Annotated in this window: 22 protein-coding genes; 13 read left to right on the top strand and 9 right to left on the bottom strand. The window is 63.1% G+C overall.

Annotated elements, in window-relative coordinates:
• Positions 1 to 16 precede the first annotated feature (16 nt).
• The 4 genes from AB0N65_RS00675 (at position 17) to AB0N65_RS00660 (ending at position 3,842) form a co-directional block, all read left to right on the top strand.
• Positions 17 to 412 (top strand): MarR family transcriptional regulator, encoded by a 396-nt coding sequence (locus AB0N65_RS00675; protein WP_364156276.1) that lies wholly within the window; start codon positions 17 to 19, stop codon positions 410 to 412.
• Between the two features lie 151 nt (positions 413 to 563).
• Positions 564 to 2,165 carry a M23 family metallopeptidase gene (locus AB0N65_RS00670; RefSeq protein ID WP_364156273.1) on the top strand — a complete coding sequence of 534 codons (1,602 nt, stop codon included), beginning with the start codon at positions 564 to 566 and terminating at the stop codon, positions 2,163 to 2,165.
• 101 nt (positions 2,166 to 2,266) lie between these two features.
• Complete coding sequence (locus AB0N65_RS00665) at positions 2,267 to 2,749, top strand: glutathione peroxidase (protein WP_364156270.1); 483 nt, start codon at positions 2,267 to 2,269, stop codon at positions 2,747 to 2,749.
• A gap of 139 nt (positions 2,750 to 2,888) precedes the next feature.
• On the top strand, positions 2,889 to 3,842 hold the full coding sequence (locus tag AB0N65_RS00660; protein ID WP_364156267.1) for a phosphodiesterase: 954 nt from the start codon (positions 2,889 to 2,891) through the stop codon (positions 3,840 to 3,842).
• 81 nt (positions 3,843 to 3,923) lie between these two features.
• Here AB0N65_RS00660 and AB0N65_RS00655 read toward each other — a convergent pair whose 3' ends face one another.
• On the bottom strand, positions 3,924 to 5,513 hold the full coding sequence (locus AB0N65_RS00655) for a stealth family protein (protein WP_364156981.1): 1,590 nt from the start codon (positions 5,511 to 5,513) through the stop codon (positions 3,924 to 3,926).
• Positions 5,514 to 5,560: 47 nt separating this feature from the next.
• Positions 5,561 to 6,481, bottom strand: coding sequence for a hypothetical protein (locus tag AB0N65_RS00650; RefSeq protein WP_364156264.1), 921 nt, complete (start codon positions 6,479 to 6,481; stop codon positions 5,561 to 5,563).
• 135 nt (positions 6,482 to 6,616) lie between these two features.
• Here AB0N65_RS00650 and AB0N65_RS00645 point away from each other — a divergent pair, with 135 nt between their 5' ends.
• Both AB0N65_RS00645 and AB0N65_RS00640 read left to right on the top strand, forming a co-directional pair.
• Positions 6,617 to 6,916: a type II toxin-antitoxin system VapB family antitoxin gene (locus AB0N65_RS00645; RefSeq protein WP_021471645.1), complete on the top strand. Its 300-nt coding sequence runs from the start codon at positions 6,617 to 6,619 to the stop codon at positions 6,914 to 6,916.
• Between the two features lie 112 nt (positions 6,917 to 7,028).
• Entirely contained in the window at positions 7,029 to 7,676 is a 648-nt protein-coding gene (locus AB0N65_RS00640; RefSeq protein WP_364156261.1) for a LytR C-terminal domain-containing protein, read from the top strand.
• 42 nt (positions 7,677 to 7,718) lie between these two features.
• On the opposite strand, the gene AB0N65_RS00635 is transcribed toward AB0N65_RS00640, so the two are convergent.
• Positions 7,719 to 8,423, bottom strand: coding sequence for a TetR/AcrR family transcriptional regulator (locus AB0N65_RS00635; protein ID WP_364156258.1), 705 nt, complete (start codon positions 8,421 to 8,423; stop codon positions 7,719 to 7,721).
• 142 nt (positions 8,424 to 8,565) lie between these two features.
• On the opposite strand from AB0N65_RS00635, the gene AB0N65_RS00630 reads away from it, so the two are divergent.
• The 5 genes from AB0N65_RS00630 (at position 8,566) to AB0N65_RS00610 (ending at position 14,549) form a co-directional block, all read left to right on the top strand.
• Positions 8,566 to 9,567, top strand: a complete 1,002-nt coding sequence (locus AB0N65_RS00630) for a LacI family DNA-binding transcriptional regulator (protein WP_364156255.1) — start codon at positions 8,566 to 8,568, stop codon at positions 9,565 to 9,567.
• Between the two features lie 184 nt (positions 9,568 to 9,751).
• Positions 9,752 to 11,086: an extracellular solute-binding protein gene (locus AB0N65_RS00625; RefSeq protein WP_364156253.1), complete on the top strand. Its 1,335-nt coding sequence runs from the start codon at positions 9,752 to 9,754 to the stop codon at positions 11,084 to 11,086.
• Positions 11,087 to 11,123: 37 nt separating this feature from the next.
• On the top strand, positions 11,124 to 12,071 hold the full coding sequence (locus AB0N65_RS00620; protein ID WP_364156250.1) for a sugar ABC transporter permease: 948 nt from the start codon (positions 11,124 to 11,126) through the stop codon (positions 12,069 to 12,071).
• 2 nt (positions 12,072 to 12,073) lie between these two features.
• On the top strand, positions 12,074 to 12,970 hold the full coding sequence (locus tag AB0N65_RS00615; RefSeq protein ID WP_364156248.1) for a carbohydrate ABC transporter permease: 897 nt from the start codon (positions 12,074 to 12,076) through the stop codon (positions 12,968 to 12,970).
• 40 nt (positions 12,971 to 13,010) lie between these two features.
• The gene (locus AB0N65_RS00610; protein WP_364156245.1) at positions 13,011 to 14,549 is read left to right on the top strand and encodes an alpha-N-arabinofuranosidase; all 1,539 of its coding nucleotides are present in this window, start codon (positions 13,011 to 13,013) and stop codon (positions 14,547 to 14,549) included.
• A 97-nt stretch (positions 14,550 to 14,646) separates the two neighbouring features.
• Here the strand turns inward: AB0N65_RS00610 and AB0N65_RS00605 are convergent, their stop codons facing one another.
• Positions 14,647 to 15,345, bottom strand: coding sequence for a DsbA family oxidoreductase (locus AB0N65_RS00605; protein WP_364156242.1), 699 nt, complete (start codon positions 15,343 to 15,345; stop codon positions 14,647 to 14,649).
• Positions 15,346 to 15,477: 132 nt separating this feature from the next.
• Here AB0N65_RS00605 and AB0N65_RS00600 point away from each other — a divergent pair, with 132 nt between their 5' ends.
• Together AB0N65_RS00600 and AB0N65_RS00595 are read left to right on the top strand one after the other, a co-directional pair.
• On the top strand, positions 15,478 to 16,551 hold the full coding sequence (locus AB0N65_RS00600) for a glycosyltransferase family 4 protein (RefSeq protein WP_364156240.1): 1,074 nt from the start codon (positions 15,478 to 15,480) through the stop codon (positions 16,549 to 16,551).
• Positions 16,552 to 16,601: 50 nt separating this feature from the next.
• Positions 16,602 to 18,737 carry a glycogen debranching N-terminal domain-containing protein gene (locus tag AB0N65_RS00595; protein WP_364156238.1) on the top strand — a complete coding sequence of 712 codons (2,136 nt, stop codon included), beginning with the start codon at positions 16,602 to 16,604 and terminating at the stop codon, positions 18,735 to 18,737.
• On the opposite strand, the gene AB0N65_RS00590 is transcribed toward AB0N65_RS00595, so the two are convergent.
• From AB0N65_RS00590 to AB0N65_RS00570, 5 genes are all read right to left on the bottom strand, one after another.
• Positions 18,734 to 19,264 (bottom strand): GNAT family N-acetyltransferase, encoded by a 531-nt coding sequence (locus AB0N65_RS00590; protein WP_364156235.1) that lies wholly within the window; start codon positions 19,262 to 19,264, stop codon positions 18,734 to 18,736. The two genes, AB0N65_RS00595 and AB0N65_RS00590, sit on opposite strands and share 4 nt — an antisense overlap.
• 76 nt (positions 19,265 to 19,340) lie before the next feature.
• On the bottom strand, positions 19,341 to 19,733 hold the full coding sequence (locus AB0N65_RS00585) for a universal stress protein (RefSeq protein WP_364156233.1): 393 nt from the start codon (positions 19,731 to 19,733) through the stop codon (positions 19,341 to 19,343).
• Entirely contained in the window at positions 19,730 to 21,301 is a 1,572-nt protein-coding gene (locus tag AB0N65_RS00580; protein ID WP_364156230.1) for a tripartite tricarboxylate transporter permease, read from the bottom strand. Before AB0N65_RS00580 ends, AB0N65_RS00585 begins: the two co-directional genes overlap by 4 nt.
• Positions 21,301 to 21,804 (bottom strand): tripartite tricarboxylate transporter TctB family protein, encoded by a 504-nt coding sequence (locus AB0N65_RS00575; protein WP_364156228.1) that lies wholly within the window; start codon positions 21,802 to 21,804, stop codon positions 21,301 to 21,303. The genes AB0N65_RS00580 and AB0N65_RS00575 overlap by 1 nt, the downstream gene beginning before the upstream one ends.
• On the bottom strand, positions 21,801 to 22,808 hold the full coding sequence (locus AB0N65_RS00570; RefSeq protein ID WP_364156226.1) for a tripartite tricarboxylate transporter substrate-binding protein: 1,008 nt from the start codon (positions 22,806 to 22,808) through the stop codon (positions 21,801 to 21,803). Before AB0N65_RS00570 ends, AB0N65_RS00575 begins: the two co-directional genes overlap by 4 nt.
• Positions 22,809 to 22,843: the final 35 nt, after the last annotated feature.

Raw genomic sequence — 22,843 nt, 5'->3', positions numbered from 1 at the left:
GAACTAGAATCAGGACATGGCAACGACGCGTGACCGCCAGCTGGTTGAGCAGTGGCGCAACATCCAGGACTCCTACTTCCGCACAGCGGGAGCCATCGATCGCGCCCTGGAAGCGAAGTTCGACATCGGGCTGAACGAGTTCGAGATCCTGGACCTCGTAGCCGAATGCAGCGATGCTTCGTGCCGGATGAAGGCGCTGGGGGAGCGAACGCCCATGACCCAAAGCGCTGTGTCAAAGGTGGTGGATCGGCTCGAAAAGGCGGGACTGGTTTCCCGGCAAACATGCGCTGACGACCGCAGGTCCCTGTTCTTGGAGCTCACCGAGGCTGGGCGGGAGCTCCATGCCAATGCCGCCGTAGAGCATCGTGCCTTGCTCAAGGCGAATTTGGGGCTCAAAGCGAATTTGGGCTAATACGACTTTCTCAAGATTCTTGAGCAAAAACTGAGGCAACCTTTGGGCTAGGAGCCTGCTGAAAGCCTTTATTTTCACTGTGATTACCGCAAGAATGGAGCTTGCACGCCAGGCTGGGGTTTGGTGACGCTGGCTTTTGGGGAGTGTTTTTGTGGGCAAGCATCATGAATCAGACCAGGTTGTAACCCTGGTGCGTACTGAGGGTTTCCGTCGCGTCTTCATCGCCGGCGGCCTCGCCGTCCTGGCGTTCTTAGCGTTCGGCTTCCAACCCTTGACATCCGCCTCCACGGGACAAGCGGGCGGCTCGTTGGCGCAAGGTGTCGTGGCGCCGGCAGCGCTGGGCAGCCTTGTGCCGCCAGAGGCCGAAACCATGGTGATCGACACCCTGCCTGAGCCTCCCGAGCAACAGCCCGGCACGCCCATGGTCTACTTTGACCGCGCTTTGGTCAGGACGGTAGCCAAGGACGGCTCCACCGGACTCACCGTCGCTTCGGCCGGACTTTCCCGCCCGCCTGCCGGCAGCCTCTACTCACCGCTTGAAGTCCTCTACGCGAGCTCCTCCTACGGTTACAGGATCAGCCCGTTGACCGGACTACCGGGCGAATTCCACTGGGGCCAGGACTACGCCGCAGCGTGCGGCACAAGGGTGTACGCGGCCGACGCCGGCGTGGTCCGTGCCGTTGGGTGGCACGTGTGGGGCGGCGGCAACCGTGTCGAAATCGAGCACGGCAATGGCTTGGTCACCACCTATAACCACCTTCGGGCCATCGGTGTAACCCAAGGGCAATCCGTTCGCGTCGGCGAAGTCATTGCCGAAGTCGGTACTACGGGCTGGTCCACCGGATGCCACCTCCATTTCGAGACGATCGTGAATGGCCTGCATACCAACCCGGCCAACTGGACGCTCCTGCCGATCCGCCAGGTCGATCCGCTGCAGAACATCACCATGGTGAACTACCAGCCTGGCGTTGGAACGGGTACATCGGCTGCACCTCAGTGGGCCGTCCCGGTTTCCGACGGCGACCAGCGCGCCGTCATCGGTGGCGAGCACGAGCACGATGAGCCAGTGGCGCCGCCCGCCGCACCAAGCACTGCGGGCACTCCGACGTCGACCACTCCGCCCGCTGCGCAGACACCGCCGCAGACCACGACGCCCGGCACCTCAACGACGACGCCCGGCACCTCAAGCCCGACGCCGACTCCCACTGAAACCGTTACGCCGACGCCAACCCCGACGCCGACGGAAACCGTTACGCCGACGCCAACGGAAACCGTGACGCCGACGCCTACAGAAACGGCAACGACGACCCCGCCGGCAACCTCCACCACGCCGCCACCGGCAACATCCACGACTACGACGCCGCCAGCCACCACCAGCGTGGCTCCGCAGTTGACGACGCAGACGGCACCTAGCCAGGATGCCGCCGTCGTAGCTCCGGCAGCACCCGCCCCCGCGGTTGTTGAGCCCGCGCCTGCGGTTGTTGAGCCCGCGCCCGCGGTCGTTGAACCCGCACCGGCAGTTGTTGCACCGGCTCCCGTAGCGGTAGCGCCGGCTCCCGTCGTGACCACCCAAGCCGTGGCCCCTGCCCCGACAGCACCCGTTCCGGCCGCGCCTGTCCCTGTGTCGACGCTTGCTGCAACGCTTCCAGCGGTGGTTCTTCCGCCTGGATACGTCCTCATTGCACCCGGCCTCGTCCAGGCGCCCGACGGCTCCACCCTGCCGTTGACCGCGTTCATCATCCCGACACCGTAGGCTGGCGAAACGTAGGGACCCCTGCGTTTCACGGTCTTGGCAGCTCCCGTAAACTCGATGGCGGCACTTCCGCCAGCCGACGTCGTCAGGAAGCGATCACAATGTCCCCGCTGTACAGCATTCCCCTCACGTTCAACGATGGCTCCGAATCAGACTTCGGCAGGTTCGAGGGGAAAGCGGTCCTGGTGGTGAATGTGGCCTCCAAGTGCGGCTACACCCGTCAATACTCCGGACTGGAAGAGCTGTACGGGAAGTATCGTGGGGAAGGCTTGGAAATCCTGGGCGTGCCCTGCAACCAGTTCGCGGGGCAGGAACCGGGCTCCGACGAGGAAATCGCCGAGTTCTGCGAACGTAACTTTGGCGTCTCCTTTCCGCTCACGAGCAAGGCCAATGTATTGGGCAAAGAGCAGCATCCACTGTTTGCCGAGTTGACCCGGGACGAGACCGGCCAGCCGGTAAAAGTGAAGTGGAACTTCGAAAAGTTCGTCATCAGCCGCGAAGGAAAACTGGTGGCAAGGTTCCCATCCGCAGTGGAGCCTGACTCCGAAGACCTGTTGAAAGCAGTGGAAAAGGCGTTGGCCTGAACAGCGAACGCCGGAAAGAGGAACGTAATTTTCCAACATTCCGCCGGAAATTAGCCTGTTGTTGGCTTGTTGTCTGGTTGGATTGGTCGTACTGGAAGGAAGCGGGAGGCGCCGTCTCCCACCAAACGCTAGGGCAGTCATGGAGCTCATCGAGGCCGAGTACCCCAGACCAGGTCATGTGCTTTTGCACTTGAGCGATCTTCATTTGGTGGGTGGTTCCGGCACGCTCCATGGCTCCGTCGACAGCGCTGCCAGGCTGCAGGAGATCTGCGACCAGATCGTCGCCTCCAAGATCAGGCCGGAAGCGATCATTTTCACCGGCGACCTCGCGGACAGGGGCGAATTCGAAGCCTACGAACGTTTGCGGGACATGATTGAGCCGGTCTGCGACGCGCTCGGGGCCAAGGCAATCTGGGCCATGGGCAATCACGACAACCGAGCCAACTTCCGTTCCGCTTTCCGCGATGCTTCCGAGAAGAGCAAGCCGCAGGATCCTGTGGACCGCAGCTACTTCGTCAATGGACTCCGGATCATCACCCTGGACACCACAGTTCCAGGCCACCACTACGGTGAACTGTCCGGGGCACAGCTCGACTGGCTCGCTGCAGAGTTGGCAACTCCTGCTCCGGACGGGACCATCCTTGCCCTGCACCACCCGCCGGTCCCTTGCGTCCAGGACCTCGCCGTGCTGGTGGAGCTGCGCGGCCAAGCCGCGTTGGCCGACGTCGTACGCAATACGGACGTCCGCACCATCCTCGGCGGCCACCTGCATTACTCCACGACGGCGGGCTTCGCCGGCATCCCGGTGTCAGTCGCCTCGGCGACGTGCTACACGCAGGACCTCGCGGTGAGCGCCGGAAGCCAGCGCGGGCGCGATGGAGCGCAGTCGTACAACATGGTGCACGTCTATGAACACACGATCGTGCACTCGGTGGTGCCGATGTCCGGCGGGGTTACCGTCGGTGAGCCCGTGTCCGCGGCCGAGGTTCAGCGGCGGTTGGCTGCAGCTGGCATCACGATTCCTGAGCGCTCCCGCGTGGAAGCAAACAGGAAGGCCCAGGAACTGGTTTCGCCGTCCAACAGTCGGGGCTGAGGGGTCGACAGCCGGGCTGAGGGTTCAACAGCCGGGCTGAGGCCGCAGTCACGCCCCAACGATCCTGCTTCTCCCAGGGCCCTACTTCTCCCAGGGCGCCTTGACGGGGAAGTACTTCTCAAGGAAGTCCGTCACCAGCTCAGCGCGTTCGTCGGCCTCCACCTCCGGGAAACTGCCGTCGTTGAGGCAGAACAAGTCCATGTGCCGCTTCGCCAAAAGCTTGGGCAGGTAGTGCAGGCCGGACCATAGTGTGGTGTCCACGTACCTGACCCTGGCATTGGTTTGGGTAACCGCGCGGCCCGTGAGCAGCGCGTAGTAGTGGTAGAACGAGTTGGTCACGGAGATGTTGTCCGCAGCACGGAATCGGCTGGCCGCGGTCTTGGTGAACTCGTTCGGGAATTCCTTCTCCATTTCGGCCACCACGCTGCGGCGTATCGGGGCAGCCGTGTGCTCCAGGTGCCTGGTGGTGATCCGGCCGAAGCGTTCCCAGAGCAGCTTGCGGTTCACGCGTGCGGCGTTCTCGAAACCGCTGCGCTCGGCGTCGTTCTCGCCCAGGCCGATCCGGGTGTCAGCTTCGATGAATTTGGTGATACCGCCGGGCGTGAAGAACATATCCGGCCCCACGGGGCGGCCAAAGAACATGTCGTCATTGGAGTAGAGGAAGTGCTCGGAGAGGCCCTCAATGTGGTGCAGCTGGCACTCCACGGCCTGCGAATTGTGGGTGGGCAGGACTGAGGGGTCGGTGAAGAACTCCTCGCTGCGGACGATGGTTACCGAGGGGTGGTCCGCCAACCAGGCCGGCGTGGGCGAGTCGGTGGCAATGAAGATCCGCCTGATCCACGGCGCAAACATGTGCACCGAACGCAGCGCATACTTCAGCTCGTTGATTTGCCGGTACCGGGCCTCGTGGTCGTCGCCTTCGCCCAGGACTGCGCCAGCCTGCTGCTGACGACGGGCTGCGATGTAGGCGGGGTCGGTGCCGTCCACCCAGGAGAAGACGATGTCGATGTCGAAGTCGATGTCGCTTGCATGGTCCGCGAACATGTTCTCAATGGTCGGCCAGGAAAGACCGTGCCGTTGGACTGTTCCCCGCACGGCGTCCTGGCGCATGAGGGTGCGACGCGTCAGGGAGTTTTCCACCGGCAGCTCAAGGTGGTCGCCCTCGAACCTCCACAGTTCCAGCTGGACGCCGAGGCCAGGGCCGTAGGCGAGGCCGCCTGAGGGTTCCACCCGTGGGCGGTACAGGCGGAAGATCCTGGCCTTCCGGTTGGCGGACAACTCGCCGTCGGCCACCAGCACCGAGGCCTTCTTTTTCGCGTCCACGGTCATGGAGTAGAACGGCTCGTTGCGGAACGCGGTCACCAATGCTTCACGGACGTCCTTGCGCGACTCCCAGTCAACGGCGATCACGGGCCGTTCGTCGTTGCCGCGAACCAGGATGAAGTCCACCCCGGCTGCGTCCAGCGCGGCACGGACCGCAAGGAGGTCATCGACCATCGCCTGTTGCGGGGTGAGGTCGGCGTTAAGCAGGGCGTACCGCCCGCGGTGACGGACGACGTCGGGCCTGTGCTTAAGGTGGGCAACAACGGCAGGCGAGACCGCCTCGGCGATCGCATCTTCCTCTACGGTAGGGCTGCCGTGGTAAATCGGATCGACCTGTGCTTGCGTGATGGCTGTACTCCGTACTGTTCTTGCTGTTCTTGGATGGAGGGGTTTTGCTAGATGGCGAGTGCCTCGCGCCAGCTGCGAAGGAATGCTCCGCCGGCGTCGTCGTGGATGACGTCGTCCGCCAGCTCAAGGTCTGCTGCGGTGAGGATCGTGTAGGGCTTCACCGGAACGCCGTCCGCGGGCCGGACGTCTACGTGTTTGACGTCGTGGTCGTTGTGGTGAAGCCAGTCTGCCATGGCGTAGTCCGTCCGGGAATCGCCCACCGTCCGCCAGGAAAGCGGCGTGATGCCTTGGGCTGCGAGCATTTCCACTGCCCGGCTGGCACCAAGGTCCTTGCCAAGCCGCACGGATTCGATGTCCGTGGAGATGATGGTGGGATCAAGGCGGTAGTCCACGGCGTCATCCGACTCGGGTGAGTGGTGGTCCAGCATGGCCGCGTTGAGGCCGTGGCGTCCCATGATTTCCAGGGCGTCGGCGTCGAAAAGCTTCTGCTCGGCCAGGTAATCCTCGCTGGCAACGTCCACGTGCTGTTCCACGGACACCATGGCCCGCTTGGTCTCATCGAAGAACATGTGCCCGGAGTAATCCTCGGCCACGAGCCTGCGGATATCGTCCCCGTAGGCTTTGGGTACGGCGAGTTCGTGGTCCACATGGATGGGGCCGGGACCGGCCGACGTGTAGCTGAACCACACCGCACCCTTCTCACAGATGGCGTGGATGATGGTGTCCGAGGGCATCCCGGCGGCGATCATTGGCTCCATGACCTGCTCGCTGATGAAGGTGTCCGAACGTCCGGTGTTGAAGATGACGGGGATTCCGGCGGAGGCCAGTGCCACGAGGTCCGCAATGATGTCCGGTTTGACGTCGCGCGTCACAGGGCTGGCGATGGGGCCGTCGACGTCCAGCAGCAGCGCGAGGGCTGGAGCCGTATGGGCAGCGGTCCGGCGGGTACCTTGGAGCGGTTGAGTCATGCCCCTATTCTGTCAGTCCCCGGGGGTTGCATCACAGCTATGACGCCCGGGGTCGATAGTCACCTTTTGGCCACAACCTGCCTGTGCCGGGGGTCACAAGTTCCGTTAGCGCGGCAACTTTCATAGGCTTGCAAGGTGATCTTCAAAGCTGTGGGCGAGGGACGCCCGTACCCTGACCATGGATACTCCGCGCCACGGGATTGGGCTGCCCTGCCCCCGCGACCGGTCCGCCTGGATGAACTTGTGACCACAAAGAGGACCTTGGACCTGGAGGCATTGTTGGCTGAAGATTCCACGTTTTTCGGGGACCTTTTCCCGCATGTAGTCCAGTACCAGGGCGTCATGTACTTGGAAGACGGCCTGCACAGGGCGGTCCGGACGGCCCTTCACCAGAGGACGGCCATCCACGCGCGCGTGCTGGTGATCGATGGCTAGTCCCTCTGCTCCCGAGCACGAAACGCCCCAGCCTCCCGGGGCGGGGGGAGCGCCTGCGGATTCCACGGAGCAACCCAAGCCACGCCCAAAGAAGCGCAAGCATCCCAAGGATGTGACGCAACTCCACGGCCACCACGTGGTGACGGGTCCGGAACTTCGTGCGACGTTCGCGGAGGATGCCCGTGCGCACCGCGGTCGTTTCGGCCGCCGCGTGCTGCATGCCATTGTGCTGGTCCTGCTGGTCGGGGTGATCGCCGCCGGGGCAGTGGGAGCGTGGGCCATCATGAACAACGTCATCAAGATCCCCACCACGATTGCCAGCAAAGCGCCAACCAGTCTTTGTCCCACCACCACTTTCGACTACGTGCCGAATGAAACGGTGAACCTCAACGTCTTCAACGGGACGTCCCGTGGAGGCCTGGGGCGCACCGTGGCGGACCAGTTCGCGGCGCGTGGACACAAGGTGGGTGCCGTGGACAACAGCGATACCGCCTATTCCGGAATCGGTGTGGTGGTGTCGGGCATCAAGGGACAGGCGGCGGCGTTCAACGTCCAGCGGAACCTTGCCGGGACGGACTACTTCCAGGACAACCGCGAGGACGAGTCCGTGGATGTCATCATCACCTCGAAATATGAGGGCTTGGTGGAACCGGAGTTGGTGGACCAGACACCGGGAATGCTGAGCTGCCCGCGGGAAAACCTGAGGATTGCCGACGACTCCAAGTGGCCGATCGTCCCCACCCTTCCGGCGGACCAATAGGCCCGGCCGGACAAAAAGGCCCGGCGGAGCAATAGGGGTCGCCTACACCTGGCTCTTGGGAGCCGTCTCCGTACTCAAATGCGATACCTCGTCGAGTCGTACGGGCCGGTCCGCCTCATCGAACTGCGCGCCGGCGCCGAGTTGGATGAACCGCACCGTCTGCGCTGTCTGGGTCTCGACGTCGGAGGCCGGGGCCGACGGGTGGGTGTCGCCGTCGGGCGTTCGGTTGCGTCGTGCGGCGCTGGCGGAAAGCGTGCCGTGGATGAGCCGCGCCAGCTGGGCGACGTCGACGTCCGGGAGGTAGTTCTGGCGGACGCCGTCGTTGAGGATGTCCTGGAGCAGGATGTTGAGGTCGCCCACATGGTCTGCGAGCTTGGAGAACGAGACGGGGGACAGGACGGCCGCCATGGCGGGGCCGGGCGGCAAATGACGGCGGCTAAGGTCCTCCACCTGGGCGCGGACATACAGGGCAAGCCGGTCAACGGGGTTTTCGAGGGCGGCCAGCGAATCGCGCAGGTCCACGATGAAGCGCTCGGTTTCGTCCAGCGCGTACGCGATAAGCAGCTGTTCCATGTCGGCGTAGTAGTTGTAGACGGCTGTCCGGCCCACACCGGCGTGACGCGCGACGTCGGTCATGGTGAGCCCGGGAAGTCCGTGGGTGAAAAGCAGTTCACCGAAGGCAGTCAGGATCCGACGTTGGGTCGCGGCGCGTTGGGCTGCATTCGTGGGGGCCGTGATCCTGGGCATATAGACACTTTACAGCGATCTGTCACCAAGTCCCGTGAGTTGACGCCTTGCCCGTGCGCTTGTGGCGGCATCCCACGGGCAGCCTGGCCGCAAACTCGCGTAACATCGTGGGAACCGGACGAAGACTCAATAAGGGGGACTGTTGCGGGCAACGGTCAAGGATGTGGCGCGCCGCGCCGGGGTCTCGCCGAAGACTGTCTCGAACGTCATGAACGGGATTGTTCCGGTAAGTGGTCCCACGCGGCTGCGGGTCGAGCAGGCCATGCAGGAGCTCGATTACGTGCCCAACCTTTCCGCGCGCGGCCTTCGGAACGGGCGGTCTGGCGTGATCGGCTTGGCCCTGCCCGACCTGGCGACCCCGTTCTCGGCAGAAATTGCCCAGAGCATCGTGGAAGTGGCCCACGAGCAAGGCTGGAGCGTTCAGATCGAGGAAACCGGCCTGGACCCGCAGCGTGAGCAGGACTTGATGACGCGCGCGCGGGCCAACCTCATCGACGGGCTGATCCTCAACCCCGTGGTGCTGGACGAGAGCGCGGTAAAGGTTGGCGTTGCCTTGCCGCCGGTGGTGTTGCTGGGAGAAGTGACACAACAATTGGCCGACCGTGTCTACGTGGACAGTTTTGGCGCCGCCCGGGACATGACCCTGGCGCTGGCCAGGCCCGGACGCCGGAGGATTGCCGTTCTGGGAATCAACCGTGGGCGTCACTCATCCACCGCGATCCACCGTGCTGCCGGGCACGAGGCAGCACTGGAATCACTTGGCATCGAACCTGACGATGACCTCCTGATCCGCTGTGAGAGGTGGACGTCGGAGTCGGCCGCCAAGGCACTTGATGAATACTTGGATTCCCACCCTGTGCCCGAAGCCCTCTTCTGCTTCACGGACTCCATGGCCCTGGGCGCGCTCAACGTCCTGTGGAAGCGCGGAATCCGCGTTCCGGAAGACGTTGCTGTTGCCGGCTTTGATGACATCGCAGACGGCCGGTTCGCGGTTCCGCCCCTCACCACGGTTTCCTTCGACAAACGCACCATCGCCACAGAAGCGCTCCGCCTGCTGACTGAACGCATGTCCGACCGCGGGCATGCGCAGAGGGTAGTGACGGTGGACTACAGCATCGTGGAACGGGACAGCAGCAGGGGTTAAGCGAGAGCTTTTGAATAAATTGTGTGCGCTAACATTTAACTCTTGCCCTCCGTTTTACATCGATGTAATGTGAGACCTGCGTCACCGCGGGGCCACCCTTTACCCGACAATGTGGACGCACCGGAGCCGGATTTTCGCGCAATGTGCAGTGACCTTTCAGCGGACCCATCCAAAGGAGTGACGGGTGAAGCAGTTTGAATCTTTGACCGGGAGAAGTCTGTCCCGGAGGCAGTTATTGACAGGATCAGCGCTCCTGGGCGGTGGGCTTCTGGCCGCAGGCCTCACCGGTTGCGGCGGACCCGCCGGAGCAGCATCCATGCGGACCATCAACTTCTGGCATCTCCTCTCCGGCGGTGACGGCGCCAAGATGCAGGCCATGATCGCCAACGCCAACAGCGCCAACCCCGACTTCAAGGTGCACCCTACGGTCCTGGCCTGGGGGCCGCCGTACTACACCAAGCTCGCAATGGCGTCGGCAGGCGGACGGCCGCCGGAAGTCGCCATCATGCATGCCAGCCGGGTTCCCGGCTACGCCCCCGGTGGGCTCATTGAGCCCTGGGACCTGGATCTCTTGGCGGAGAACGGCATTACGCCGGAGGACTTTGCTCCGCGCATTTGGGAAAAGAGCCAGCAGGACGGAAAAGTGTTCTCCCTCGCCCTGGACTCCCACCCGTTCATCATGTTCTACAACACGGACATAGCCGCCAAAGCGGGGTTGCTTGAAAGCAACGGCCGTTTGCAGGAAGTGTCGTCGCCGGACGGCTTCAGGGACATGGCACTGGAGATGCAGAAGGTCACCAAAGCCCACGGCCTCTCTTTTGGATACCTGAACCTGGGGTCCCAGATGTGGCGTCTGTTCTACACGCTCTACAAGCAGCACGGAGTGGACATCGTCCTCACCCCAGGCCAGCCGATGCAGGCCGATCGGGACGCTGCCGTAGAGTCGCTGGAATTCATGGCCTCGCTCTTCGACGACACCATTGCGGCCAAGAGCGGTGACATCAATACCGGCATCGCGGAATTTGTCCGGGGCGACTCGGGAATGCTGTTCAGCGGCGGCTGGGAACTGCCCACCATGAAAAAGGCGAAGCTGCCGGTTGACGCGGTCACCATTCCCACTCTCTACGGGACGCCCGCTTCATACGCCGATTCACATTCCTTTGTCCTTCCACGGCAACTCGTGGCTGATGATGAAAAGCGCAGGGATGCCTACAAATTCGTCAGTGATGTCCTTAAGGGCTCGCTGTCCTGGGCCGAGGCCGGCCACATCCCGGCATACCAGCCCGTAGTGCGATCGCAGGCCTACCGGGAACTCACCCCGCAGGTCCACTACGCCAATGCGGCCGACATCATCGCCTACGACCCCGAAGCCTGGTTCAGCGGCTCGGGCTCGGATTGGCAGACCTACTTTGCCGAGTACATCCAGAACGTCCTTCTGGGGCGCACCAAGGCAGCAGCAGGATGGGACGGCTTCGTGGACCGCACCAACGACCTTCTGTTCCGGCCCAACCCGGTCTGACCGGCACCAGCACACCGAGCGACAAAGGAGTCCTTTCATGAGTTCCTCTACACTGTCCCGGCAGGCCCGCCAAGCACTGACGACACCTGCACCCGGCGCCAAGGGCGGCCCCTCCCTGCGCAGAAGCAGGGATAACGTGAGCGGCTGGGCGTTCTCGGCCCCGTTCCTCGTGTTCTTCCTGGTATTCCTTGTATGGCCCATCCTGTATGGCTTCTACATGAGCCTGACGGGTAAATCACTCACTGGGGCCAACGACACCCTCATAGGTTTTGCCAACTACTCCGAGGCCTTTGCCGATGCCGGGATGTGGCGTTCCCTCGGCAACACCCTCTATTTCACCGTAATCAGCACGGTTCCCTTGGTGCTGGTTGCGCTGGCCATGGCAGCACTCTTGAACATCGGCCTCCCGGCACAGTGGTTGTGGCGGCTGAGCTACTTCGCACCCTTCCTCCTGGCCTCCACCGTGGTGTCCATGTTCTTTGTGTGGATGTACAACCCGCAGCTTGGCCTGATCAACGATTTCCTGTCCAAGTTCGGCATCCCGAAAGTCGGGTGGCTCAACGATCCCAATGTGGCCATGTGGTCCATCGTGATCGCAACGCTCTGGTGGACCGTGGGATTCAACTTCCTTCTTTACCTGGCTGCTATGCAAAACATCCCCGCCCAACACTATGAAGCGGCATCGCTGGACGGCGCCGGGGCCTGGCGGCAGTTTTTCTCAATCACCCTGCCCCAGCTCACACCCACCACAGTGATGATCGTGCTGCTGCAAATCCTGGCTTCCCTCAAGATCTTCGACCAGATCTACCAGATGACGGCAGGCGGCCCGGGCGGATCCACCCGGCCCGTGGTCCAGTACATCTTCGAAACCGGATTCACCGGGTACAGGCTGGGATACTCCGCAGCCATTTCCTACATCTTCTTCGGACTGATCGTGATGGTGTCCGTCATGCAGTTCTTTGTCGTCCGCCGCAGGAGTGCATAACCATGGCAACCACTACCCTCTCCCGTTCCGCCGCGCGTGTCGCCGATGACCAGGTCATCCGGCAACCTCGCAAGAAGCCGACCATCGGAAAGACAATTGCGGTGGCCGTCGCAGCGGTCCTCGCTGTCCTCTGGTTGATTCCATTCGCGTGGGCGGCGGTGACCGCCTTCAAAACCGAAGCGGATGCCTCGGCGTCGAAAGTAAGTTGGATCCCGCCGTCGGGCTTTACCTTCGATGCCTTCGCCAACGTGTTCCAGGCCGGCAACATCCCGCTGTGGACGTGGAACTCGCTCTACACCTCCGCGGCAATCACGCTCATCACGCTGGTGATCTCCTCACTTATGGCGTACGCATTGTCGAGGATCGAGTTCAAGGGCAAAAAGGTGCTGATGGCGGCGATTATCGCCAGCATCATCGTGCCGCCACCGGTGCTGATGATTCCGCTCTTCTACCAAATGCTCGCCTTCAAGATGATCGATACCTCGTGGGCCATCATCCTCCCGCAGGTGATCCACCCCGCCATGGTGTTCGTGCTCAAGAAGTTCTTCGACCAGATCCCGCGTGAACTCGAGGAAGCAGCCGTGATGGACGGCGCCAGCCGGCTCCGGATTTTCCTGCAGATCATCCTGCCGTTGTCCCGGCCCATCCTGGCCGCAGTCGCGATCTTCACGTTCATCGGGGCCTGGAACAACTTCCTCTGGCCGTTCATCTCCACCAACGACGATTCGCTGCTGACCCTGCCTGTGGGCCTGCAGACCATCAAGAGCGCCTACGGCGTCCAGTACGCACAGAACATGGCATCCGCCCTTCTCGCGGCGCTCCCGCTCATCCTCGTCTTCCTGTTCTTCCAACGCCAGATCATCAAAGGCGTCGCGACGACGGGACTCGCCGGAACCTGACCCCGCACCTCATCGACCCATCACCTGACTTAGGAGAACCATGTCCCGCGCACGCATTACCCTGGACCGCGATTTCACTGTCGGAGAAGTACCCCGGCGCCTCTTTGGCTCTTTCGTGGAGCACATGGGCCGCTGCGTCTACACCGGAATCTACGAACCCGGCCATCCAGAGGCCGACGAGAACGGCTTCCGCCAGGACGTCCTGAAACTCGTCAAGGAACTCGGTGCCACCGTGATCCGCTACCCCGGCGGCAACTTCGTCTCCGGATACAACTGGGAAGACGGCATCGGCCCCCGGGAAAACCGTCCCCGCCGCCTCGACGGTGCCTGGCACACCGTGGAAACGAACGCGTTCGGCCTGCACGAATTCGTCGACTGGTCCAAACAGGCCGGCACGGAAATCATGGAAGCCATCAATCTCGGCACCAGGGGAGTAGACGCCGCCCGCGAGATCGTGGAGTACGCAAACCATCCCGGCGGAAGCTACTGGTCTGATTTGCGCGCGAAGAACGGCCACAAGGATCCGTTCAACATCAAGCTCTGGTGCCTCGGCAACGAGATGGACGGCCCGTGGCAGATCGGGCATAAGACTGCCGACGAGTACGGCCGACTGGCACAGGAAGCCGCCAAGGCCATGCGCTTTGTGGATCCGTCACTTGAGTTGGTGGCTTGCGGCAGCTCCAATTCCCGGATGCCGACGTTCGGTGACTGGGAGCAGACGGTCCTCACGCACACCTACGACGAAGTGGACTACGTGTCCCTCCACGCCTACTACTACGAGCACGAAGGCGACGTCGGAAGCTTCCTGGCTTCCGCCGTCGACACTGACTACTTCATCGAGTCAGTGATCGCCACCGCGGACGCTGTGCGCGCCAAGGGCAAGCACAAGAAACACATCAACCTGTCCTTCGACGAGTGGAACGTCTGGTACCAGCGAGGCCTCGACACCGAAGACCAGCCGCACAACGTTGCCAAGGCCGGATGGCGTGAGCATCCGCGCGTAATCGAGGACAAGTACAACGTGACCGATGCCGTGGTGGTCGGAACGCTCCTCAACTCACTGTTGCGGCACGGCGACCGCGTTCACATTGCCAACCAGGCGCAGCTGGTGAACGTCATCGCCCCGATCTTCTCGGAAGAGAACGGGCCGGCGTGGAAGCAGACCATTTTCCACCCGTTCGCCCGCATGGCCGAGCTCGCCAAGGGGGAGATCCTGCGGCTCTCGGTGGACTCGGACAAGTACTCCAACAGCCGCTTCGGCGACACGGACCTGGTGGACGTCAGCGCCACCTGGAACGAGGAAACAGGACGGGTTGCCTTGTTCTTCGCGAACCGCGGGCTGGAAGAAGCGGCCGACGTCGAGGCCGCTTTGCGCGGTTTCGACGCCCGGCAGGTAGTCCGCGCCGAAGTTCTGGAGATTCCCGAGGGCGGCGACCGTTTCACCATCAACACTCAGGCCCAGCCGGATCGCGTCGGCCTGACCCCGCTGGAAGGCGTCAAGGCGACCGGTTCGGAACTCCGCCTGACGTTGCCCGCCCTCTCATGGGCCGTCGTCGAGCTTGACGTGGCAAAAGCCTAGCGCCGCGCCCAACTGGGTCGCAGTTAAGCACGTTTTGAGCGCTCAAAACGCGCACTACTGCGACTCAGTTGGGTTGAATGGACGACGGCGGGGGCTACTAAACGCTGCAGCCGTCCGGGCCGCAGGCCTCGGCGTCGGAGGCGCCGACGGGGATCAGCGGATTAGCCTCCTGCCACGCCTGGTTGAGGGCTTGGCTGAACAGCTCGGCCGGCTGGGCGCCCGAGATTCCGTACTTGCGGTCAATGACGAAGAACGGCACGCCCGTTACACCGATGGCCCGGGCCTCGTTGATGTCCTCGGTGACGGCATCGGCGTATTTGTCAGTGGTGAAGAGCTCTTCCACCTCCGCGGCGGGGAGTTGAAGGGCGGCACCAAGCTCCGTCAGGTACTCTTGGCTGCCGATGTCCTTGCCGTGCTCAAAATGGTCGCTCAGCAAACGTTCCTTCGCTGCGTCCTGGCGGCCGTGTGCTGCGGCAAGGTGGATGAGGCGGTGGGCCGTGAAGCTGTTGGCGACCACAACCTGATCGAAGCGGTAATCGAGGCCTTCGCCCTTGGCGGCCTCGGTGACGTGCGCGAACATTTGCTTGACCTGCTCAGGGGCGATGCCCTTGCGCTTGCTCAAATAGTCCAGTTCCGTGCCGTCGTAGTGTTCCGGGATTGAGGGGTCCAGTTGGTAGCTCTTCCACTCGATTTCTACGGAATCGCGGTGGGGGAACTGTCCCAGTGCGGTCTCAAAACGGCGTTTCCCGATGTAGCACCACGGGCACGCGACATCTGACCAGATCTCAATCTTCATGTTGTGGGCAACCCTATGACGCGTGGAGCCATTCCGAATTTGACCTGTTATTTTCATCACCCCGCGCCTAGCCTTAGAAAGGGTTATGAAGTCAGCCCGTGGTTTGGGGGTTGTGCGCGCGGAGGCCCCAGTATGCGCATCGGACTCATCGTTGGACCATGGTTTCCTGTTCCGCCCGAAAGATACGGCGGCACCGAACGCGTCGTGGACGCGCTCGCCCGGGCATTGACCGCTGCCGGGCACGAGGTTCTCCTGGCGGCGGCGTCGGACAGCACCTGTCCCGTCCCGCAGATGCCAGGCGCAACAACCAGTGAACCGGAAGAAATCGGGCTCACTCTCAGCGAGTTGTCCCACGTCATCAAGGCCTATCGGGCCATGGACCACGTGGACATCATCCACGACCACACCTTGGCCGGCCCGCTCTATTCGCACCGCCCACGCGGTGTGCCGGTCGTGACCACCGTGCACGGGCCGCTCACCCCACAAACAGCGGAGCTGTACCGGGATATGGCCCAGGACACCGGCGTCATCGCAATCTCCCGGGACCAATGCAGCCGGGTCCATGACCTGCAGGTGTCAGCCATCATCCACCATGGACTGGACCTCTCCACTGTTTCCGTCGGTGACGGCAAGGGCGGGTACGCGTGCTTTGTTGGCCGGATGTGCCCGGACAAGGGACTGCTGGAAGCAGTCGCCATCGCCAGGGAAGCAGGCGTCCCCTTGCGGATTGCAGCCAAGATGCACGCAAAAGATGAACAGCGCTTCTTCCATGATGTGGTGGAACCCGTCCTGGGCCCCGACGAGGAATTCCTGGGAGAACTGTCCGATCCTGAGAAATACGAACTGATGGGCGGGGCGATGGCAATGATCAACCCCATCCAGTGGCATGAGCCTTTCGGGCTGGTGATGATCGAAGCGTTGGCAACGGGAACTCCGGTGCTTGCGACTCCCATGGGTGCAGCCCCGGAAATCGTCAGGCACGGAGTGACCGGATTCCTGGCCGGCAGCCACCAATTGGCCGGGTACGTAGAGGCAGCAGCAAGCCTGAGCCGCGCCGAGTGCAGGCGTTCCGTGGACGAGCATTTCAGTGCCGAACGCATGGCCGCGGACCACCTGACGTTCTATGCCGACGTCATTAAACAATTCAGGTCACGGGGGCTTCCCGCTGAGGGCGTGTTGCAAGAGAATCAAAGCCAGGCCATGTAGTCCACGGCCCACACATCCAAGGAAACCCTCGTGGAGGAGGCCGGCCGGCCATGACTGCTTGGAACGCCGATACAGAAGCCGGGGCCTCCGAGCTCGGTGCCGTCACCATCGTGGAAGGCTCGTCCTTCTGCATCTCCGCGCATTCGGGCGACATCCACGGCGGCGGCTCCCAAGGCACCTACTACCAGGACACCCGGATTGTTTCCCGTTGGGTACTGCGGATCAACGGGGCCCTCCGGGAACCCTTGTCCGCCCGGAACCCCACCGCTTTCCAGGCCGAATATGTGGGCCGGGCGTGTTCCGCCGATGGACGGTTCGACAGCCCCTTAGTGGTCCAGCACCAGCGCCACGTCGGGGCCGGGCTGCGGGATGACCTGACCATCAGGAACTACTCCGGCCAGGCAGCGCCCTGCGACATCGAGCTGCTCATCGACGCCGACCTCGCCGACCTTTTTGACGTCAAAGGCGGCAGGACGGGCAAGGCGGGGGCTGTCGAAAAAACAGCCCGCAAGAAAGAGCTCCACATCGAGTCCGTCCACAGCAATGGGGAACGCCGGGGCGTCGCGTTCAGGGCATCCGGCGCGAAGGCCAACCCGCAAGGGCTGACTTTCCACATCACCATCCCGGCACGCAGCCAGTGGACCACCAGTGTCATTGCCATTCCGCTGATCAACGGGAAGGGTCCGGACGAACCATTCACGGAAACCACTGCCCTCCACCACACCACGGGCGTCCGCCGGCACATCGCCTGGGCTGAACACGTGCCCCGGATCGCTGTCACGGACAGGAACGTGGAAGACGTACTGGAACGCAGCCAGAACGATCTTGGTTCGCTGCGGATTTTCGACCCCGAGCATCCCGGCCGGGCAGCGGTGGCTGCGGGAGCGCCGTGGTTCATGGCACTCTTCGGACGCGACTCGATCCTCTCGTCATACATGTCGCTCATGGTTGATCCCGGCCTCGCGGCAGGAACCTTGCAGACCTTGGCCGCACTTCAAGGCAGCAAAGTGGACCCGGACTCGGAAGAAGAACCGGGCCGGATGCCCCATGAAGTCAGGCTAGGCGTCACGGCGGGGCTCTCATTGGGCGGAACTGCCTACTACGGAACGGCCGACGCGACACCCTTGTTTGTGTCCCTGCTCGGCGAACTGAGCCGGTGGGGACTGGGGTCGGACATCATCGAATCCCTCCTGCCACACGCCGACCGCGCCTTGGAATGGATTGAAAAGTACGGAGACCGCGACGGCGACGGGTTCGTCGAGTACCAGCGGCCCAACGTCCACGGGCTCGTCAACCAGGGGTGGAAGGACTCCTGGGATGGCGTCAACTTTGCCGACGGCACCATCGCCGAGACGCCCATCGCGCTGTGCGAAGTCCAGGCCTACGCCTATGCCGCCTACGTAGCACGTTCCCTTTTGGCGCGCGCGGCGGGCGATACCGCCGTCGAACGCCGTTGCGCGGACCGGGCCGAGGCGCTCAAGGAGGCGTTCAACGAGGCCTTCTGGCTGCCCGATAAGGGCTACTTCGCCCTGGCCTTGGACAAGGACAAGAAGCCCGTGGACTCCTGCACGTCCAACATGGGCCACTGCCTGTGGGTGGGCATCGTGGACGAGGACAAGGCGCCCCTCGTGGCCGAACGGCTGATGTCGCCGGAGCTCTTCACCGGCTGGGGCATCCGCACCCTGGGTTCCGACATGGGCGCGTACAATCCGGTCAGCTACCACAACGGTTCAGTCTGGCCGCATGACACCGCGCTCGCAGCTACGGGACTCATGCGTTATGGCTTCGTTAAGGAGGCCAGCCGGGTGGCGAGCGGATTGTTCGACGCCGCCGAACACTTTGGCGGTCAGCTTCCGGAGCTGTTCTGCGGCTTTGACCGCTCGGACTTTTCGGAGCCGGTTCCGTATCCGACGGCGTGTTCCCCACAAGCGTGGGCGGCTGCGGCACCGATTCAACTCGCCAGGATCCTGCTGCGCTTCGATCCGGATTTCACCCGGAACGTACTGCACCTGGCACCGATACTTCCCGACCCGCTGGGGGAGTTCAAAGCCGAAAACGTCCTGCTGGGCCGTTCACGGATCACCATCCAGGCATCCGGTTCTTCCGGCAGCGTGACGGGTCTGCCCGCCGGGCTGCAGTTGCGCACCGACCCCCGCCCGCCGCTCACGGGGGACCTCTTCGGCTAGAGCCGGTGCTCCATGACGAAGTCGTGCTCCACGGTGTCACCGAGCTTGAAGGACTTGGTTCCTACCTTCCGGAAGCCGCTCTTTTCATAGAAACGGATGGCCTTCGCGTTTTCACTATTGACGCCCAGCCAGACTCCTGCGGCACCCTTGTCTGCCGCGTTTGCAAGTGATGCCTTGATGAGGCGCGATGCTGCGCCTTGGCCGTGGTGATCGGGGTGGACGTAGCATTTGCTGAGCTCCGTGGAGGGGAGCGCGGACAGCACGGAGGCGACGGCGTGGTCGCTCGGGGCCTTGGCGATCAGCATCGTGTACCCGCTAAGCTGCCCGCCGTCGTCGAGCACCAGGACGGTGATGTTCGCATCGGCCAGGTACTCCACAAAGTTGGCCTCGCTGAGCGTCCGCTCAAGGTGGGCTTGGATGTCCGCCGGCGACGCGCCGGGCGGGCAAGCCAGCGGAAAGGTGACCGCAGCAAGCGCGGCGAGCTTCCCGGCGTCGTTGGCTGTTGCGGTGCGGATTGTCGCGGTCACGCGGCCCCCTTTGGAGTGTGGATACAGGTAATGCCCCTAAGAACGAATCTTAAGGGCATTAGCTGTCCACGAACTCTTAGTCGGCTTTGACCGCCAACACCGGGCAGTCGGCCTCCAACAGGATCCGCTGCGACACGCTGCCCATGATGAGCTTTCCAACAGGGCTCCGGCGACGCAGTCCGATCACGATCAGGTTGGCGTCGTGTTCGTCGGCTGCATCCAGGACCTCCGCGGCGGCATCATGTCCACGGACCGGCTGCTTGATCACGTGCTGGATGCCTTGGAGGGCCAACCGTTCCTCTATGGTGTGGATCTCGGGCTCCTGGGCGTACCGGTTGTCTACCAGGGCGTCGCCTTTGGAGGAGTTGATGACCAGCAGTGTGTCGTTGCTCTTCTTGGCTTCGGCGATGGCTTGGGTCAGGGCCGCTTCGCCTTCGGGGGTTGGGACGTATCCCACCACGATGGTCATGGTTTCTCCTGGTTTTCGTGAAGGGGCTGGGTTTCAGTCGCTGTCGTGGGCGCGCCCGAATTTGCGGCCAGCAACGGTTTGGCAGGGCGGTTGCGGCGGATGAGCTTGAACACGAGCGGCCACACCAGGATCAGAGCGATGATGATGTAAACCGCGACGGCGATCGGCTCACTGAACAGCCCCGCGGGGTCGCCCGCGCTGAGCTGGAGGGTCTTGCGAAGCTGTCCTTCGATGCGCGGGCCGAGGATGACACCGAGGATCAGGGGCAGCACGGGCAAACCGAAGCGCCGCATCATGAAGCCCAGCGCGCCGAGGACCAACAGGATCACCAGGTCGAACGCCTGCAGGTTCACGGAGTAGGCACCCAACGTGGCGAAGAAGAGGATGCCTGCGTAAAGGTACGGGCGCGGAAGCTGCAGCAGTTTCGCCCACACGGGTGCAAGCGGCAGGTTGATGAGCAGGAGCAGCAGGTTGCCGATGAAGAGGCTCGCGATGAGCGCCCACACCAGGGGACCTTCGCTGGAGAACAGTTGCGGGCCCGGTTGGATGCCGTAGGTGGTGAACGCCGCGAGCATTACGGCGGCAGTGGCGTTGGTGGGCAAGCCCAGGGCGAGCATCGGCGTGAGTGTTCCCGCAGCGGCAGCGTTGTTCGCGGCTTCAGGACCGGCCACGCCCTCGATGGCGCCCTTGCCGAATTCCTCGGGGTGCTTGGACAGGCGCTTCTCCGTCACGTAGGAGAGGAAGGTCGGGATTTCGGCGCCACCAGCCGGAAGGGCACCGAAGGGGAAGCCGAACGCGGTGCCGCGGAGCCAGGGCTTCCAGGAACGACGCCAGTCCTTCCTGCCCATCCACGGACGGCCCACGGGAATCACGTGCAGCGGTGTCCGCCGCAAGTGGGCAGCGACCCACAGCGCTTCACCCACGGCGAAGATTGCCACCGCCACCACGACGATGTCCAGCCCGTCGGCCAGGAGTGGTTGGCCGAACGTCAGGCGTCGTTGTCCCGTGACGGAGTCGATGCCCACGAGCCCGATGGCCAGGCCAAGGGCCAAGGAGGCGAAGCCGCGGAGCCGGGAGGACCCGAGGACGGCCGTAACTGCCAACAGGGCAAGGACCATGATGGCGAAGTAGCTGGGGGCGCCCAGACTGACTGCGAAGTCCACCACAATGGGTGCGCACACCGCCAGCAGTGCGGTGCCGATGGTGCCGGCTACGAAGGAACCGATGGCGGCGGTGGCAAGGGCCTGCGCAGCCCGCCCCGCTTTGGCCATCTTGTTGCCTTCGATGGCTGTCACCACGGACGACGATTCACCGGGGGTGTTCAGCAGGATCGATGTTGTGGAACCGCCGAACATGCCGCCGTAATAGATGCCGGCGAACATGATGAAGGCGCTCGTGGGTTCCAGCGCATACGTGACGGGAAGCAACAACGCCACGGTCATGGCCGGACCCAGCCCCGGCAGGACGCCGACGGCGGTGCCCAGGAGAACGCCGATGACGGCGAACATCAAATTCATGGGAGTCAAGGCGGTCGCGAAACCGTCCATGAGGGAGGACCAGACGTCCATCAGAGGATTCCTTCCAGGAGCCCGGCCGGCAGTGCGATGCCGAGTCCGAGGTAGAAGCCATAGAAGGTCAGCAAGGACAGGGCAATGGAGATGAGCCCGTCACGGATGTAGCGGCGGCTGCCAAGTGCCCACACGCTGCCCCAGAACAGGATGGTCCCGGAAATGACCCACCCGGCCCAGTCGATCAACAAGATGTTGAGGATGAAAGCACCAGCCAGTGGCAGGACTGTCTTCCAGTCTGCGGGGTGGGCCAGGTCCACGTCCTCGCCGCCTTCCGCTTCGCCCTTGCCGCCCCGGAGGACGTTGATGGCAAGCAGGACGGCACAAACCAGCAGCAGGCCCGCAACAATGTAGGGAACTGTCTTCGGGCCAACCGGGTCCGATTGCGAATACGGGGTGACCAGGCCGTTGGCGTCAAGGAAGACAAGGACGCCGGCCGCGCCGAGCAGGAGGGATACCCCCAGTTCGGCGCGGCCTTTCAAGCCTGTTGCTGCAGTGCTCACGCCAAGCCAAGCTTGGTGAGGACGTCCGCCACCCGCTTGTCCTGGTCCGTCAGGAACGTTTGGAACTCGTCGCCGGTGATGAAGGCGTCAGTCCAGCTGTGGGTCTTGAGGGCTTCTTTCCACGCGGCGGATGCATGCATCTTCTCCAGTGCGGCGATCAGGGACTTCTTGTCGTCGTCGCTGATGCCCGGAGGGGCAACGATGCCGCGCCAGTTGGTGAAGACCAGATCGATGTTGGACTCTTTGAGGGTTGGGGCGTCAACACCTTCGATCCGGTTCTCGCCGCTCGTGGCCAGGACGCGGACCTCTCCGGACTTGATCTGCTGCAACAACTCGCCAACGCCGGAAGCGGCGAAGCCGAGCTTGTTGCCCAGGATGGCCGGCAGAAGGTCACCGCCACCGTCGTACGAGACGAAGTTGACCTTCGTGGCGTCGATGCCAACTGCGCCGGCCAACTGCATCGGCAGGAGGTGGTCGGGGCCACCGGGCGAGGAGCCGCCGCCAACTGAGATGGAAGCCGGGTCAGCCTTCCAGGCCTTCACCAGGTCATCGATGGTCTTGTAAGGAGAGTCCTTGCTGACCATGATGGCGCTGGGCTCTTCAATAAGTCGCGCCAGCGGCGTCGTTTCAGTCAGCTTCGATTCCGACTTGTTGGTGTAGCTGGCACCAACAACGCCGAGGCCCATAAGCATGGTGAGGTCGCCGTTGCCCTTTTCGTTGACAACGCGGGCAAGCCCGACGGTGCCACCGGCGCCTGCCAGGTTGAAGACCTCGGTGTTGGTGGAGATCTTCTCGTCATCGAGGACCTTGGCGGCCGCCCTCGCGGTGGTGTCGTAACCGCCACCCGGGGTGTTGGGAACCATGATCTGGAGTCCGGTGATAGGACCGGCCGCGCCGGTGCTTTCAGAACCCGTGGAGTTCTTTCCCGTGGCACCGCAACCGGTGGCCATCAGGGCGATGCCGGCAGCAACGGCGGCGACTCGCAATGCGCGGATCTGGCGCATGGTCTTCCTCTTCTCAGTGTTGACACTTGGTGAGG

The organism is Paenarthrobacter sp. NPDC089322, assembly GCF_040684895.1.
Classification (GTDB): Bacteria; Actinomycetota; Actinomycetes; order Actinomycetales; family Micrococcaceae; genus Arthrobacter.
The sequence above is the reverse complement of the archived record's forward strand: the minus strand, read 5'-3'. Positions and strand labels throughout refer to the sequence as shown.